At 55.7% G+C, this 15465-nt stretch carries 15 protein-coding genes and 1 other annotated feature; of the genes, 11 read left to right on the forward strand and 4 right to left on the reverse strand.

From position 1 onward, the window contains the following. Positions 1–29: 29 nt before the first annotated feature. A complete protein-coding gene (ettA, locus tag ACA108_03055; GenBank protein XEX96537.1) occupies positions 30–1697 on the reverse strand; it encodes an energy-dependent translational throttle protein EttA in 1668 nt (555 codons plus the stop codon). A 230-nt stretch (positions 1698–1927) separates the two neighbouring features. Between ettA and sltY the strand changes: the two genes are divergently transcribed. Both sltY and trpR read left to right on the forward strand, forming a co-directional pair. Continuing rightward, complete coding sequence (gene sltY, locus ACA108_03060; protein XEX96538.1) at positions 1928–3862, forward strand: murein transglycosylase; 1935 nt, start codon at positions 1928–1930, stop codon at positions 3860–3862. A 55-nt stretch (positions 3863–3917) separates the two neighbouring features. After that, complete coding sequence (gene trpR / locus ACA108_03065; GenBank protein ID XEX96539.1) at positions 3918–4244, forward strand: trp operon repressor; 327 nt, start codon at positions 3918–3920, stop codon at positions 4242–4244. On the opposite strand, the gene yjjX is transcribed toward trpR, so the two are convergent. Further along, entirely contained in the window at positions 4232–4750 is a 519-nt protein-coding gene (gene yjjX / locus ACA108_03070) for an inosine/xanthosine triphosphatase (protein ID XEX98007.1), read from the reverse strand. The genes trpR and yjjX overlap by 13 nt on opposite strands. Before the next feature lie 53 nt (positions 4751–4803). Here yjjX and gpmB point away from each other — a divergent pair, with 53 nt between their 5' ends. Then, the gene (gpmB, locus tag ACA108_03075; protein XEX96540.1) at positions 4804–5451 is read left to right on the forward strand and encodes a 2,3-diphosphoglycerate-dependent phosphoglycerate mutase GpmB; all 648 of its coding nucleotides are present in this window, start codon (positions 4804–4806) and stop codon (positions 5449–5451) included. Here the strand turns inward: gpmB and robA are convergent. Continuing rightward, positions 5448–6317 (reverse strand): MDR efflux pump AcrAB transcriptional activator RobA, encoded by an 870-nt coding sequence (robA, locus tag ACA108_03080; GenBank protein ID XEX96541.1) that lies wholly within the window; start codon positions 6315–6317, stop codon positions 5448–5450. The two genes, gpmB and robA, sit on opposite strands and share 4 nt — an antisense overlap. Before the next feature lie 206 nt (positions 6318–6523). On the opposite strand from robA, the gene creA reads away from it, so the two are divergent. The 4 genes from creA to creD all read left to right on the forward strand — a co-directional run bounded on the left by creA (position 6524) and on the right by creD (position 10551). After that, the gene (gene creA, locus ACA108_03085) at positions 6524–6994 is read left to right on the forward strand and encodes a protein CreA (GenBank protein XEX96542.1); all 471 of its coding nucleotides are present in this window, start codon (positions 6524–6526) and stop codon (positions 6992–6994) included. A gap of 3 nt (positions 6995–6997) precedes the next feature. Continuing rightward, complete coding sequence (gene creB, locus ACA108_03090) at positions 6998–7693, forward strand: two-component system response regulator CreB (GenBank protein ID XEX96543.1); 696 nt, start codon at positions 6998–7000, stop codon at positions 7691–7693. Further along, positions 7693–9111 carry a two-component system sensor histidine kinase CreC gene (creC, locus tag ACA108_03095; GenBank protein XEX96544.1) on the forward strand — a complete coding sequence of 473 codons (1419 nt, stop codon included), beginning with the start codon at positions 7693–7695 and terminating at the stop codon, positions 9109–9111. Before creB ends, creC begins: the two co-directional genes overlap by 1 nt. A gap of 87 nt (positions 9112–9198) precedes the next feature. Next, positions 9199–10551, forward strand: coding sequence for a cell envelope integrity protein CreD (creD, locus tag ACA108_03100; GenBank protein ID XEX96545.1), 1353 nt, complete (start codon positions 9199–9201; stop codon positions 10549–10551). A gap of 71 nt (positions 10552–10622) precedes the next feature. On the opposite strand, the gene arcA is transcribed toward creD, so the two are convergent. Beyond that, complete coding sequence (gene arcA / locus ACA108_03105; protein XEX96546.1) at positions 10623–11339, reverse strand: two-component system response regulator ArcA; 717 nt, start codon at positions 11337–11339, stop codon at positions 10623–10625. Between the two features lie 91 nt (positions 11340–11430). On the opposite strand from arcA, the gene yjjY reads away from it, so the two are divergent. The 4 genes from yjjY to thrA all read left to right on the forward strand — a co-directional run bounded on the left by yjjY (position 11431) and on the right by thrA (position 15465). Then, positions 11431–11571, forward strand: coding sequence for a protein YjjY (gene yjjY / locus ACA108_03110; protein XEX96547.1), 141 nt, complete (start codon positions 11431–11433; stop codon positions 11569–11571). Between the two features lie 397 nt (positions 11572–11968). Next, complete coding sequence (locus ACA108_03115; protein ID XEX96548.1) at positions 11969–12673, forward strand: tRNA/rRNA methyltransferase; 705 nt, start codon at positions 11969–11971, stop codon at positions 12671–12673. Between the two features lie 179 nt (positions 12674–12852). Next, positions 12853–12921: a thr operon leader peptide gene (gene thrL / locus ACA108_03120; protein ID XEX98008.1), complete on the forward strand. Its 69-nt coding sequence runs from the start codon at positions 12853–12855 to the stop codon at positions 12919–12921. Then, positions 12860–12976: a sequence feature (Thr leader region), on the forward strand. It overlaps the preceding gene by 62 nt. Positions 12977–13002: 26 nt before the next feature. Further along, a complete protein-coding gene (thrA, locus tag ACA108_03125) occupies positions 13003–15465 on the forward strand; it encodes a bifunctional aspartate kinase/homoserine dehydrogenase I (GenBank protein XEX96549.1) in 2463 nt (820 codons plus the stop codon).

The raw sequence follows: 15465 nt of genomic DNA on the forward strand, positions 1-15465 counted from the left end.
AACGGGGCGCTCTATGCGCCCCGCTGTTATCACTTAGTAATACGCTTGTACTTAATACGCTTAGGCTCCAGCGCATCCGCACCCAGGGTGCGTTTTTTGTACTCTTCGTATTCGGTAAAGTTGCCTTCGAAGAATTCAACTTTGCCTTCATCCTGGTAATCCAGAATGTGGGTGGCGATACGGTCAAGGAACCAGCGGTCGTGGGAGATGACCATTGCGCAGCCCGGGAACTCCAGCAGGGCGTTTTCTAACGCGCGCAGGGTTTCGATATCCAGGTCGTTGGTGGGTTCATCGAGCAGCAGCATGTTGCCGCCAACCTGTAACAGCTTCGCCAGGTGCAGACGACCTCGCTCACCGCCGGACAGTTCGCCCACGCGCTTGCCCTGGTCAACGCCTTTGAAGTTAAAGCGGCCCACGTAGGCGCGGCTTGGCATCTCGGTGTTGCCGATACGCATGATATCCTGGCCGCCGGAGACTTCTTCCCACACGGTTTTGCTGTTGTCCATGGCATCACGGAACTGATCAACCGACGCCAGCTTGACGGTTTCGCCCAGTTCGATGGTGCCGCTGTCAGGCTGTTCCTGACCGGACATCATACGGAACAGGGTAGATTTACCCGCGCCGTTCGGACCGATGATGCCGACAATCGCCCCTTTCGGTACGGAGAAGGACAGGTCTTCGATCAGCAGACGGTCACTGTAGGATTTACGCAGGTTGGTAACCTCAACGACCTTATCGCCCAGACGTGCGCCCGGTGGAATAAACAGTTCGTTGGTTTCGTTACGTTTCTGGTATTCGGTGCTGTTAAGTTCCTCAAAGCGAGCCAGACGCGCCTTGCCTTTCGACTGACGGCCCTTAGCGCCCTGACGTACCCACTCAAGCTCTTTCTCAATGGATTTGCGGCGGGCCGCTTCCTGAGAGGCTTCCTGAGCCAGACGCTGGTCTTTCTGCTCAAGCCAGGAGGAGTAGTTGCCTTCCCACGGGATACCTTCGCCGCGGTCCAGCTCCAGGATCCAGCCCGCTACGTTGTCCAGGAAGTAACGGTCGTGGGTGATCGCCACAACGGTGCCTTCGAAGTCGTGCAGGAAGCGTTCCAGCCAGGCCACGGATTCGGCATCCAGGTGGTTCGTTGGTTCGTCGAGCAGCAGCATGTCTGGTTTTTCGAGCAGCAGTCGGCACAGCGCCACGCGGCGGCGTTCACCACCGGACAGGTTGGCGATCTTCGCATCCCAGTCTGGCAGACGCAGGGCGTCGGCGGCGCGCTCAAGCTGCACGTTCAGGTTATGGCCGTCGTGCGCCTGGATAATCTCTTCAAATTTACCCTGCTGGGCGGCCAGCTTATCGAAGTCGGCATCCGGTTCGGCATACTTCGCGTAGACCTCATCCAGTCCTTTCAGCGCGTTAACCACTTCGGCAACGGCTTCTTCAACGGACTCGCGGACCGTGTGCTCAAGGTTGAGCTGCGGTTCCTGAGGCAGATAGCCAATTTTCAGGCCTGGCTGCGGGCGGGCTTCGCCTTCAATGTCGGTGTCAATGCCGGCCATGATGCGCAGCAGAGTAGATTTACCCGCACCGTTCAGACCCAGTACGCCGATTTTGGCGCCGGGGAAGAAGCTGAGCGAGATATTTTTAAGAATATGGCGTTTCGGCGGAACAACTTTGCCGACACGATGCATGGTATAAACGAATTGAGCCACAGTGCGACTTCGCCTCTTTTTCGTGATGTAAGATGATGCTTTTCAGAGGCGAAGTGTAGCCGTTTTCAGCTGCTAATCCCAGCAGGGCGCGCGGGTTGTGTTAAGCCGGACGGTCAAAACGCAGTTAATCGCAAAATATCAGCTTTCGGCGTGGCGCATCCTGCGCCCCCTGGTTAGCATGAACATATCGCGGCGGCATGATGCCGCCAGCAAACTGACGAGGAGTACTTGTGGGGAAGACCAGACAAGTCGTATGGCGCATGCTTGCAGCAGGCGTTTGCCTGGCAACATTAGCCGGTGTGGCCCGGGCGGATTCGCTCGACGAACAGCGTAGCCGTTATGCACAGATCAAACAGGCATGGGACAACAAGCAAATGGACGTGGTGCAGCAGCTGATGCCCACCCTGCGCGACTATCCGCTCTATCCTTACCTCGAATACCGGCAGCTCACCGATGATTTAATGAATGAGCCGACGGTGGCCGTCAGCCAGTTCATCCAGGCAAACCCAACCTTACCGCCAGCGCGTTCGCTGAAATCCCGCTTTGTAAATGAGCTGGCGCGTCGTGAAGACTGGCGAGGCCTGCTGGCGTTCAGCCCGGAGCCTCCGGGCACCACAGAGTCAAAATGTAACTACTACTACGCGAAGTGGAATACCGGCCAGGCAGACGCCGCCTGGAGCGGGGCGAAAGCGCTGTGGTTGAGCGGCAAGAATTTACCTTCAAGCTGCGATCGCCTGTTCTCCGCCTGGCGCTCGTCCGGCACCCAGGATCCGCTTGCTTATCTGGAGCGCATCCGATTGGCGATGAGAGAGGGGAATACCTCGCTGGTCACCAGCCTGGCGAACCAGATGCCTGCGGACTATCAGACAATTGCCAGTTCGATCATTAGTCTGCAAAACGATCCCAATACGGTATTGACGTTCGCGCGCACCGTTGGGGCGACAGACTTTACGCGTCAGGCTGCGGCTGTTGCCTTCACGCGCATCGCCCGCCAGGACGTGGAAAATGCCCGCCTGATGATCCCGTCATTGGTACAGGCCCAGCAGCTTAACGACGAGCAGGCGCAGGAACTGAAAGAGACGGTCGCCTGGCGTCTGATGGGCAACGATATTACCGCTGAACAGGCCAGCTGGCGCGACGATGTGATCATGCGTTCCCAGTCCACTACGCTTGTGGAAAGGCGCGTACGTATTGCGCTGGGGGCTGGGGATCGCGCCGGATTAAATACCTGGCTTGCGCGCCTGCCAATGGATGCGAAAGAGAAAGACGAGTGGCGTTACTGGCAGGCAGATCTTTTGCTGGAGCGCGGTCGTGAAGCGGAAGCTAAAGAGATCCTTCACTCCCTGATGCAACAGCGCGGGTTCTATCCGATGATCGCGGCCCAGCGTCTGGGGGAAGAGTACCCCTTGCGCGTAGACAAAGCCGTGGCGGTCAATCAGGCGCTGGTGCAGGGGCCGGAAATGGCGCGTGTGCGTGAGCTGATGTACTGGAGTCTGGATAACACGGCACGCAGCGAGTGGGCGAACCTGGTCACCAGCCGCAGCAAGTCTGAACAGGAAGGTCTGGCGCGCTACGCGTTCGATCAGAACTGGTGGGATCTGAGCGTCCAGGCAACCATCGCCGGCAAGCTGTGGAATCACCTGGAAGAGCGCTTCCCGCTGGCCTATAAAGAGACCTTTGCCCGCTACGTGAGCGGCAAAGATATCTCCCAGAGCTACGCCATGGCAATAGCCCGCCAGGAGAGCGCCTGGAATCCGAAAGTGCGATCGCCCGTGGGGGCCAGCGGGTTAATGCAAATCATGCCGGGTACGGCGACCCATACCGTGAAAATGTTCAATATTCCGGGCTACACAAGTAGCAGCCAGCTGCTCGATCCGGAAACCAATATCAATATCGGCACCAGCTACCTGCAGTACGTCTCCCAGCAGTTTGAGAACAACCGTATTTTTGCCTCTGCGGCTTACAACGCTGGACCTGGACGTGTCAGAACCTGGCTTGGCAGCAGCGCCGGACGCATAGACGCAGTGGCCTTCGTGGAAAGCATTCCGTTCTCCGAAACGCGTGGATATGTGAAGAACGTGCTGGCATATGACGCGTACTACAAGTATTTCATGGGGAAAACCGCGCCGTTGCTGACGGATGCCGAGTGGCAGCGTCGTTATTGATTTGCGGGAGATTATGTTATGCTGCTGTACTAGTTAAATAGTATGGTGGCCTGACATGACCCAGCTCTCCCAGTACTCGGCGGAACAGGCCGAACAAAGTAATCAGGAGTGGCTCCGCTTCGTGGAGCTGCTGCAAAGTTCGTTTGATAAGCAGCTGCACCTGCCGCTGCTGGCGCTATTTTTGACGCCGGATGAACGCACCGCGCTGGGGACACGTGTAAGAATTATTGAAGAGCTTCTGCGGGGCGAGATGAGCCAGCGCGAGCTGAAAAATGAGCTGGGCGCGGGCATCGCGACGATTACCCGCGGCTCAAACAGCCTGAAATCTGCCCCGCCGGAACTAACCAAATGGCTTGAGCAGGTGCTGCTTCAGGCGCGATAAATCGCATTGTGAAACGGGCTTAACGCCAGAACCACCGCCTGGTAATAAACGCTGCTGCGCGTGAGCTTACCGGCGGTAAATATGCCAATCGCCCCCTCTTTACGCCCTATCTCCTCAATACCCGTGTATTCAGACATTACCGGCCCCAGGGCTTCGCCTGCTTTAACCTTCTCCAGAATGACTTCCGGTAGCGGCAGCGTTGCCGAACGGGCTTCCCCGCGCTGATTCTGATTTTCGATGACCACCCAGCTAAAGGTGCTGCCCTCATCTATCCCCGCCTCGATAGCGACCCAAAAATCGGCCTCCTGGCGAACCTGGCGGGAGTTCATAATGCGCTGACGTGCGCCAGTTCGCGTTTCAATGCTTCCGAACGGTTGTTCAGGCACGCCGCTATCGACGACGACGGACTCTATATGGCAGGATCCTTCCCCAAAGATCTCGTGGAAGGCCTGCAGAATCGCCTGAATTTTGGAAGGATTGGTTGTAGCGCACACGACATGGTACATAATCACTGAAACTCATTAGCATTTTTGTTGCCGCAGTATAACGGATAAAACGCATGTTACAGGTATACCTTGTTCGCCATGGTGAAACGCAGTGGAATGCGGAGCGCCGCATTCAGGGCCAGTCAGACAGCGCGCTGACTGAAAAAGGGGAGCGCCAGGCCTGGCAGGTGGCTGAGCGTGTAAAAGCCCTTGGCATTACTCACGTCATTGCCAGCGATCTGGGCCGTACGCGTCGTACAGCTGAGATCATTGCTGATGCCTGTGGATGTGATATCACGCTCGACGAGCGACTGCGTGAGCTGGACATGGGCGTGCTTGAACGCCGCCATCTGGACACGCTGAGCGAGGAAGAAGAGGGCTGGCGTCGGCTGCTGGTCAACGGCACGCCGGACGGGCGTATTCCTGAAGGTGAGTCGATGCTGGAGATGAGCGAACGCATGCATGCGGCGCTTAACGCCTGCCGCGAACTGCCTGCGGGCAGCCGTCCTCTGCTGGTGAGCCACGGGATGGCGCTGGGCTGTCTGGTGAGTACGATTCTGGGCTTACCGGCATGGGCGGAACGTCGCCTGCGGCTGCGCAACTGCTCTATCTCGCGGGTCGATCATCAGGAAAGCCCGTGGCTTGCGCCCGGCTGGGTGGTTGAAACGGCAGGGGACATCTCGCATCTGGACGCCCCTGCGTTAGACGAGCTGCAGCGTTAACGACGAACCGGGATCAGGTACTCGCAGCGGATTTGCATCGGCCTGTCCTGCGTTCTGGCTTCATCCTGCGGGAAGAAACGTTCAATATCCTGGCCCTTACGACGGGTCAGGTTGAGCGATGGCATACAGGTGCCGTAGATGGTCAGGATAAAGTCCTGCAGCCCGGTACCCGGCCCTTCGTAATCAAACTGAACGTAATCACCGCCTTCCAGCGTCACCGGATGCGAATCAGGCAGGAACCCGTTAGCCATTTCAGGCGTCAGTGCGGTGGTATAGAACACCTCCTGCTCATCATCTTTCTCAATGCTCGGGCGTGGCTCATGCAGGCCGTATAGCACGCGCGGCAGCGTAGGCGCGTTGCCAAGGAAATGCGTCCAGAACTGAATGCGCATTTCGTTACGGAAATCAGAAATTTGCTCCAGGGTGCAGCTATAGCTCTGCGTGACGCCGACCAGATGCGTTTCTGGCAGGGTGACGAAGGTTGCCAGCGGCGGCGTAAACTCGCCTAAGCGCAGCGGTGGGCGCATGCCGAACGCACTCCAGTCTGGTGCGCGGCGATACAGCGCTGGCGTCTGCGTAAACTGTTTTTTAAAAGCGCGTGTAAATGTCTGCTGCGAGTCAAAACGGTACTGCAGCGCGATATCAAGAATAGGGCGTGCCGTAAGGCGCAGAGCCACGGCAGATTTAGACAAACGACGAGCGCGAATATAAGCGCCGATGGCATGTCCCGTAACTTCTTTGAACATCCTTTGTAGATGCCACTTGGAATAGCCTGCCTTTGCCGCAACATTGTCTAAAGCAAGGGGCTGATCCAAATGGCTTTCCAGCCAGGTAAGCAGATCGCGAATGATCCCAGCCTGATCCATATAATTTCCTCATCCTGATCAGCAAGTGCTGTAATTATGGTCGGATAATAGCACTTTTTGCTCCTGAGACATTCAGAGTTTTTTTTAACAAGTTGTGCCAAAATCAGCGCGCTGAGCGGAGAAATTTGTTAATAATGTGATATTAAACGATTTTTTCTTCTAAGCCTGAATAATCAATCAGAGTAATCTTCATTAATGGTAACAATATGAAATATAAAGTTTTCGCGGCGGCAGGTGCTTTGCTTATGCTTTCTCACGGTGCTTTTGCCGAGCAGATCGGTTCAGTGGATACCGTGTTTAAAATGTTTGGCCCGGACCACAAAATTGTCGTTGAAGCCTTTGACGATCCGGATGTTAAAAACGTCACCTGTTATATCAGCCGTGCCAAAACTGGCGGCATCAAAGGCGGCTTAGGGCTGGCTGAAGATACTTCAGATGCGGCTATTTCATGCCAGCAGGTTGGCCCGGTTGAACTGAGCGATAAAATCAAACAGGGTAAAAAAGACGGTGAAGTGGTGTTCCAGAAACGCACCTCACTGGTATTCAAAAAGCTTCAGGTTGTGCGTTTCTACGATGAAAAACGCAACACGCTGGCGTATCTGGCCTATTCAGACAAAGTGGTCGACGGTTCACCGAAGAACGCGCTGAGCGCCGTGCCGATCATCCCCTGGAGATAGCAGATGAGCCAGGCCACTATCTGGCTGGTTGAGGATGAAGCCAGCATCGCCGATACGCTCATTTACACCCTCGAGCAGGAAGGCTTTATCGTCCGCAGTTTTGACCGAGGCCTGCCTGTCCTTGATGCGGCACGCCGGGCGCGACCGGACCTCGCCATTCTTGATGTTGGCCTGCCGGATATTAACGGCTTTGAGCTTTGCAGACGCCTGATAACAGAGCATCCACAGCTGCCGCTGCTGTTTCTGACGGCGCGTAGCGAAGAGGTGGACAGGCTGATTGGCCTGGAAATCGGTGCGGATGATTACATCGCTAAGCCTTTCTCCCCTCGGGAGGTTTGCGCCAGGGTCCGCACCGTGCTGCGCCGTCTGCAAAAACAGCAGCAGAACCAGACCGGCGGCGTGCTGCGCGTCGGCCAGTTTGAACTGAACGAAATGGCGGCGCAGGTAAGCTGGTGTCAGCAGCCTTTGCAGCTGACGCGCTATGAATATCTGCTGCTGAAAACGTTTCTGCTGTCGCCGGGCAGGGTATTTTCGCGCCAGCAGCTGATGGAGCTGGTGTGGAGCAACGCCGAAGAGAGCGTCGACAGAACCGTCGATACCCATATTAAAACCCTGCGCGCCAAGCTGCGGGCTATCAATCCCGCTCTTTCCCCCATCAGTACGCTCCGGGGGCTGGGCTACAGTCTGGGAGCCGGATAATGCGTATCGGCATGCGTCTGCTGCTGGGCTACTTTCTGATCGTCGCGATTGCCGCCTGGTTTGTGGTATCGATATTCGTTCAGGAGGTGAAACCCGGCGTGCGGCGCGCCACCGAAGGGACGCTAATCGACACCGCCACGCTGCTGGCCGAATTTGCTCAGGCCGACATCAAAGCCGGCAACCCACGGCACGGGCAGCTGGCGCAGGCTTTTTCCCGCCTCAACCAGCAGCCTTTTCAGGCCAGCATCAGCGGCATCACCAAAACCAGAAACGAGTACCGGGTCTATCTGACGGATGCCAAAGGTATCGTTTTATTCGACTCCAGCGGGGCGGCTGTCGGGCAGGACTACTCGCGCTGGAACGATGTCTGGCTGACGCTGCAGGGAAAATACGGCGCGCGCAGTTCACCGCAGGATGCCAACAACCCTGAGAGCACCGTCATGTACGTCGCGGCCCCCGTTCGCGACGGCAGCGCGCTGCTTGGCGTGCTCAGCGTCGGCAAACCAAACAGCGCAATGGAGCCGGTTATCCGCCGCAGCGAGCGCCGCATACTGGGGGCTGGCGTGGCGCTGCTGGGGATCGCCCTGCTGATTGGCCTCGGGGTTGTGCTGTGGATCAACCGTTCAATCGGCGGGCTGGTGCGCTACGCGGATTCCGTTACCGATGAACATCCTCTGCCGCTGCCAAAGCCCGGCAGCAGCGAGCTGCGCAGGCTGGCGCTCGCTCTGGAAAGCATGCGGCTAAAGCTCGAAGGAAAGAGCTACATCGAACAATATGTGCATGCTCTTACCCACGAGCTAAAAAGCCCCCTGGCCGCCATTCGGGGCGCGGCGGAAATTCTACGAGAGGGGCCGCCACCGCCCGTCGTAGAAAAATTCTCTGCCAGTATCCTCCAGCAAAATCTCCGCATGCAGCGGCTGGTAGATAATCTGCTGCAGCAGGCCAAACTTGAAAGCCGTGCCGAAATTGTGCTGCAGGCCGTTGATAGCGCTCTGCTGTTTAAAACGCTCTGCGAGCAGCGTGAGGCTACCGCCAGCAGCAGGCAGGTCGCTTTACACGTAGAGTCGAATGACTTCCTTCTGTGGGGCGATGCGGCGCTGCTTGAGCAGGCAATCGGCAACCTGCTTGATAACGCGCTGGATTTCACGCCTGCCGGAGGAGAGATAACGCTTTCAGCAAAACAGCTTTCCGGACAAACGGTGATTACGGTTGCGGATAATGGCAGCGGGATCCCGGATTATGCGCAGGATCGCGTATTTGAACGCTTCTATTCCCTGCCGCGCAGCAACGGGCAGAAGAGCAGCGGGCTGGGGCTGGCCTTCGTTCAGGAAGTGGCCCGCCTGCATCGCGGAACTGTATCGCTCGTTAATCGCCCGGAGGGCGGGGCGCAGGCCCGCCTGGCGCTGCCGGAAAAATAATTCACCCACTTCACCGTCCCTTCACATAACTTCATTTATCCCCCACATACGCCCGCTAACCTCGCCATATCAAAAATGGAGGGGACTATGATGAAATCTACGCTGTTCTGGAAAGTTATGACGCTGGTGGGCTGTATGCTGCTGCTGTTAATCCCGCTGAGCATGCTCAGCTCGCTGATTGCCGAGCGCAGCAGCTATCGGGATGACGTCGAGCAGTCTTTACGCCAGAGCACCAGTGGGCCGCAAACGCTGGTGGGGCCGCTGATCGCTATCCCGGTGACGGAGCTGACAACCGTGCTGGAAGATAACAAAGAGGTCAAGAAAGAGCGCCGCTTCATCCGCTATTATCTGCCGGAAAACTTGGTCGTGTCGGGAAAGCAGGCCGTTGAGCCGCGCCGCATTGGGATTTATGAAGGACAGATCTGGCGGACCGATCTGACGTTCAGCGCCACGTTTAACCGAGAGATGCTGGAGGGCAACAGTGAAGGCGTGGAAACGCATACGGGTAAGCCTTACGTTGTGCTGTCGGTGGGCGACTCCCGCGGCATTGGTAAAGTCGGTGAACTTGAAATAAACGGCAAAGCCTTCCCGCTTGAGCCAGGCGGCAATCTGCGGGGACTTGAACAAGGGCTGCACGCCGAAGTTCCCCTGGCGCTGCTTGATAGCGACAAGCTTAATCTGCGCTTTACTCTCGGGCTGATGGGGACGAAACAGCTCGCGGTCGTGCCGCTTGGGCGCAATAGCCAGTTTGGATTAACCAGCAGCTGGCCGCATCCGAACTTCGTGGGGGATTTCCTGCCGCAGGAGCGCGTGCTTACGCCGAAAGGATTTTCCGCCGGCTGGCAGAGCACCTGGTTTGCCAACAACCTGAACCTGAGCTTTGCTGAGGGAAGCCGGATCGCGGTGGAGCAGCTTCCCGCATTCAGCGTGACGGTCGCTAATCCCGTCGATCAATATCAGCTCACTGATCGGGCCGTAAAGTATGCCATCCTGCTGATTGGCCTGACGTTTATGAGCTTTTTCCTGCTGGAAACGCTGACCGGGCTGCGCGTTCACCCGATGCAGTATCTGCTGGTGGGGCTGTCGCTGGTTATGTTCTATCTTGTGCTATTAGCGCTCTCCGAACATATCGGTTTCAACGCGGCATGGCTGCTGGCAAGTCTGGTCTGCGCGGGCATCAATGGTTTTTATATGAAGGCGGTGTTGAACGGCTGGAAGATTAGCCTGATGTTTACGTCGGGGCTACTGCTGCTTGAGGCGATCCTCTGGCAGCTGCTCCAGTCCGAAGACAGCGCTCTGCTGCTGGGTACGGGAATTCTGTTAGCAGCGCTGTCGGCTATCATGCTGCTCACCCGCAACTTAGACTGGTACAGCGTTAGTAAGAAAGGCTTTGAGAAAACCACGGCAGCGGATGCGGACCGCTTCAGGCTGTGGAAATAGGACTAAAAGGACAAAAGAGAAAGGGCGGATTATCCGCCCTTTCTCATGAAAAAACCGTTGTTAACCGGAAATTATTCCTGCAGGTCGCCGCAGAAACGGTAACCTTCACCGTGGATGGTTGCAATAATTTCTGGGGTGTCCGGCGTGGATTCGAAATGTTTACGAATGCGGCGGATGGTCACGTCAACGGTACGATCGTGCGGCTTCAGCTCGCGGCCGGTCATTTTCTTCAGCAGCTCGGCGCGTGACTGAATCTTGCCCGGGTTTTCGCAGAAGTGCAGCATGGCGCGGAATTCACTGCGCGGCAGCTTATACTGCTCACCGTTCGGGCTGACCAGAGAACGGCTGTTAATATCCAGCTCCCAACCGTTGAACTTGTAGCTTTCAACAGAGCGGCGTTCTTCACCGATCGCACCCAGGTTCATGGTGCGGGACAGCAGATTGCGCGCACGGATGGTCAGTTCACGCGGGTTGAATGGCTTGGTGATGTAATCATCAGCGCCGATTTCAAGACCGAGGATCTTATCCACTTCGTTGTCGCGGCCAGTCAGGAACATCAGCGCCACGTTAGCCTGCTCACGCAGCTCTCGGGCCAGCAGCAGGCCATTTTTGCCCGGCAGGTTGATGTCCATAATGACCAGGTTAATGTCATTGTCTGACAGGATTTGATGCATTTCTGCGCCATCAGTCGCTTCAAAGACATCGTAGCCTTCAGCTTCGAAAATGCTTTTTAACGTGTTGCGTGTTACTAACTCGTCTTCGACGATAAGAATGTGCGGGGTCTGCATGTTTGCTACCTAAATTGCCAACTAAATCGAAACAGGAAGTACAAAAGTCCCTGACCTGCCACATGCCATAAATTAACATGTCGGGCTAAACATGACTAAAGTACGTAATTGCGTTCTTGATGCACTTTCCATCAACGTCAACAACATCATTAGCTTGGTCGTGGGTGCATTCCCTCTGGACCCGACGGTGTCAAAAACGGCTGTTATCCTAACCATTTTAACAGCAACATAACAGGCACGACCGCTTTAGACATCTGATAAAACTACGCTTCGTTGACATATATCAATTCCAATTGTAGCACGTTAACAGTTTGATGAAATCATCGTAGCGAATTGTTATCTGGCGTCACAATTTTTTAATAAACAAGGGAGTTACGTGAAACCTGCTGTGAATTTACACCATCCAATTTACTTATGATATTCCTGCTGAGTTTCGCGAGACTAAACAGTTACATATAACTATAGTGAATGCTTTTTAGTTGTTGGTTTGCTGAATACATATGCAAATCATTTCTGTTTTTATAACTTATATTTCCATAACGCATGTTGCATTAAAGTAAATTTGTGACGCGCATTATCATTTTTTTGTACCGGTTATGAGCCTAATCGGATTTTTTAAGAGAGTGTTTATGCAATTTCCCATCATTCTGGTCTCCCCGGCGAGAGCCGAAAATATCGGTGCTGCCGCCCGCGCGATGAAAACTATGGGGTTTTCTGAGCTCCGTATCGTTGCAAGTGATGCTCATTTGAAACCTGAAGCGCGCTGGGTTGCTCATGGGGCTGGGGATATCCTTGATAACGTACAGCATTTCCCTACGCTTGCCGGCGCGCTCCACGACGTGAATTTTACCATTGCCACCACCGCCCGCAGTCGAGCCAGATTCCATTATTACGCCACGCCGCAGGAGCTGGTGCCGATGCTGGAAGAGAAGCGCGAATGGGTGGGCAAGGCCGCGCTGGTTTTCGGGCGTGAAGATTCCGGCCTGACCAACGAAGAGCTGGAACTGGCCGACGTGCTTACCGGCGCGCCGATGGCGGCGGATTATCCCTCGCTGAACTTAGGCCAGGCGGTGATGGTGTATTGCTATCAGCTTTCTTCGCTGATGCAGCTCCCCGTGGTGGAGATAAAAGAGGCGGATGCTCAACAATTGAGCGCTTTACGCCAGCGCGTTTCGGCCCTGACCGCTCGTCTGCATGTGGACGATGACCAGAAAATGGCCGACTGGCTGCAGCAGCGCCTGGGGCGTTTAACCCAGCGGGACACCGCAATGCTGCACCGATTGCTGCACGACATCGAAATAAATCTGCCAGTGGATAATTCCGACAATAAGTAATCTGCCAGTGAAAGTCGGGGTGGAACCCCGGTTCTGGTAGTGTAAAAGCGCTTTGCGTAGCACATTCTTAGCGCGGTCCGGGATAGTAACTTCAGGTGACAAAAATAAAAATAAATTGACTTCACCAGGCGGATACTTTAACCAATATAGGTAAATCAAATGAAGAGCACACAACATCCATGATCCGCATCAGCCCGATGACCACAATTATTACAACCACCATTACCACAGGTAACGGTGCGGGCTGACGCATACAGGAATAACGAAAAAAGCCCGCACCTGAACAGTGCGGGCTTTTTTTTCGACTAAAAATCAAAGGGTAATATCTTATGCGAGTGTTGAAATTCGGCGGTACTTCGGTGGCAAATGCGGAGCGTTTTCTTCGCGTTGCCGATATTCTGGAAAGTAATGCCAAACAGAGTCAGGTGGCAACGGTGCTGTCTGCCCCGGCAAAAATTACTAACCACCTTGTGGCGATGATTGAGAAAACCATTGGTGGCCAGGACGCACTGCCGAATATCAACGACGCGGAGCGTATTTTCAGCGAGCTGCTTAACGGCCTTGCTGATGTACAGGCGGGCTTCCCGCTGGCGCAGCTGAAAGCCTTTGTTGCTCAGGAGTTTGCCCAGCTTAAACATGTCCTGCACGGCATCAGCCTGCTGGGGCAATGCCCGGACAGCATCAACGCGACCATCATCTGCCGGGGCGAAAAGCTCTCAATCGCCATCATGGCGGGCCTGCTGGAAGCACGCGGCCATAAAGTGACCGTTATCGATCCCGTTGAAAAACTCCTCGCCGTTGGGCATTACCTCGACTCTACCGTAGATATCACTGAGTCCACCCGCCGCATTGCCGCCAGCCGTATTCCCGCCGATCACATGGTGTTAATGGCAGGTTTCACCGCCGGTAACGATAAAGGTGAACTGGTCGTGCTGGGCCGTAACGGCTCCGATTACTCTGCCGCGGTGCTGGCCGCCTGTCTGCGGGCAGACTGTTGTGAAATCTGGACCGATGTCGACGGCGTTTACACCTGCGACCCGCGCCAGGTGCCCGACGCCAGGCTGCTAAGGTCGATGTCGTATCAGGAAGCCATGGAGCTTTCCTACTTCGGCGCTAAAGTTCTTCATCCCCGCACTATTACCCCCATCGCCCAGTTCCAGATCCCTTGCCTCATCAAAAATACCGGTAACCCGCAGGCGCCCGGTACCCTGATTGGTGCAGAAGGCGACGAGGACGGCCTGCCGGTGAAGGGCATCACCAACCTAAATAATATGGCGATGTTTAATGTCTCCGGCCCCGGCATGAAGGGAATGGTAGGCATGGCGGCTCGTGTTTTTGCAGCCATGTCCGGAGCGGGGATCTCCGTTGTGCTGATCACCCAGTCCTCCTCTGAATACAGCATCAGCTTCTGCGTGCCGCAGGGCGACTGCCATCGTGCCCGCCGTGCGATGGAAGAAGAGTTCTACCTTGAGCTGAAGGAAGGCCTGCTGGAGCCGCTGGCCATCATGGAGCATCTGGCCATTATTTCCGTAGTCGGCGACGGCATGCGCACCCTGCGCGGCATTTCCGCTAAATTCTTTGCGGCGCTGGCCCGCGCAAATATCAACATCGTAGCCATTGCGCAAGGCTCGTCCGAGCGTTCTATCTCCGTTGTGGTCAGTAATGACGATGCTGTGACCGGCGTGCGCGTCACTCATCAGATGCTGTTTAATACCGACCAGGTTATCGAGCTGTTCCTGATTGGCGTCGGCGGCGTGGGGGCGGCACTGCTCGAGCAGGTTAAGCGTCAGCAGACCTGGCTTAAGCAAAAGCACATCGACCTGCGCGTATGCGGCGTGGCGAACTCCAGAGCGCTGCTGACCAACGTTCACGGCCTCGATCTGGAAAACTGGCAGGCAGAGCTGGCGGAAGCCAAAGAGCCCTTTAACCTGGGCCGCCTGATTCGCCTGGCGAAAGAGTACCACCTGCTGAACCCGGTTATCGTCGACTGTACTTCCAGCCAGGCGGTTGCCGATCAGTACGCTGACTTTCTTAGCGAAGGGTTCCACGTGGTGACGCCAAATAAAAAGGCGAACACCTCTACGATGAATTACTACCATCAGATGCGCAATGCGGCGGCGAAATCCCGTCGTAAATTCCTTTATGACACCAACGTAGGCGCGGGCCTGCCGGTTATCGAAAACCTGCAAAATCTGCTCAACGCAGGGGATGAGCTGCAACGCTTCTCCGGTATTTTGTCCGGTTCGCTGTCGTTTATCTTCGGCAAGCTGGATGAAGGTATGAGCCTGTCTGAAGCCACCCGCGTTGCTCGTGAGCTGGGTTATACCGAACCCGATCCGCGTGACGATCTGTCCGGCATGGACGTGGCGCGCAAGCTGCTGATCCTGGCTCGCGAAACGGGCCGAAATCTTGAGCTTTCCGACATCATCATCGAGCCGCTGCTGCCGGGATCCTTCGATTCAACGGGCGATGTGGAATCTTTCATGGCCCGCTTGCCGCAGCTGGATGATGAGTTTGCGGCCCGCGTCGCGAAAGCCCGCGACGAGGGTAAAGTGCTGCGCCTTGTCGGGGCAATTGAAGAAGACGGCAGCTGCAAAGTTAAAATTGACGCCGTGGACGGTAACGATCCACTGTATAAAGTGAAAAACGGTGAGAATGCCCTGGCCTTCTACAGCCACTATTATCAGCCGCTGCCCCTTGTGCTGCGCGGCTACGGCGCGGGCAACGACGTCACTGCTGCCGGTGTCTTTGCGGACTTGCTTCGCACCCTGTCATGGAAGTTAGGAGTTTAA

This window comes from Dryocola sp. LX212, assembly GCA_041504365.1.
Taxonomy (GTDB): Bacteria; Pseudomonadota; Gammaproteobacteria; order Enterobacterales; family Enterobacteriaceae; genus Dryocola.

What these genes read in the sequence shown, in the direction of transcription:
- trpR (XEX96539.1), top strand. Translation starts at nt 3,918, where the DNA reads ATGACCCAGCTCTCCCAGTACTCGGCGGAACAGGCCGAACAAAGTAAT.
- yjjX (XEX98007.1), bottom strand. Translation starts at nt 4,750, where the DNA reads ATGTACCATGTCGTGTGCGCTACAACCAATCCTTCCAAAATTCAGGCG.
- gpmB (XEX96540.1), top strand. Translation starts at nt 4,804, where the DNA reads ATGTTACAGGTATACCTTGTTCGCCATGGTGAAACGCAGTGGAATGCG.
- robA (XEX96541.1), bottom strand. Translation starts at nt 6,317, where the DNA reads ATGGATCAGGCTGGGATCATTCGCGATCTGCTTACCTGGCTGGAAAGC.
- creA (XEX96542.1), top strand. Translation starts at nt 6,524, where the DNA reads ATGAAATATAAAGTTTTCGCGGCGGCAGGTGCTTTGCTTATGCTTTCT.
- creB (XEX96543.1), top strand. Translation starts at nt 6,998, where the DNA reads ATGAGCCAGGCCACTATCTGGCTGGTTGAGGATGAAGCCAGCATCGCC.
- creC (XEX96544.1), top strand. Translation starts at nt 7,693, where the DNA reads ATGCGTATCGGCATGCGTCTGCTGCTGGGCTACTTTCTGATCGTCGCG.
- creD (XEX96545.1), top strand. Translation starts at nt 9,199, where the DNA reads ATGATGAAATCTACGCTGTTCTGGAAAGTTATGACGCTGGTGGGCTGT.
- arcA (XEX96546.1), bottom strand. Translation starts at nt 11,339, where the DNA reads ATGCAGACCCCGCACATTCTTATCGTCGAAGACGAGTTAGTAACACGC.
- yjjY (XEX96547.1), top strand. Translation starts at nt 11,431, where the DNA reads ATGACTAAAGTACGTAATTGCGTTCTTGATGCACTTTCCATCAACGTC.
- ACA108_03115 (XEX96548.1), top strand. Translation starts at nt 11,969, where the DNA reads ATGCAATTTCCCATCATTCTGGTCTCCCCGGCGAGAGCCGAAAATATC.
- thrA (XEX96549.1), top strand. Translation starts at nt 13,003, where the DNA reads ATGCGAGTGTTGAAATTCGGCGGTACTTCGGTGGCAAATGCGGAGCGT.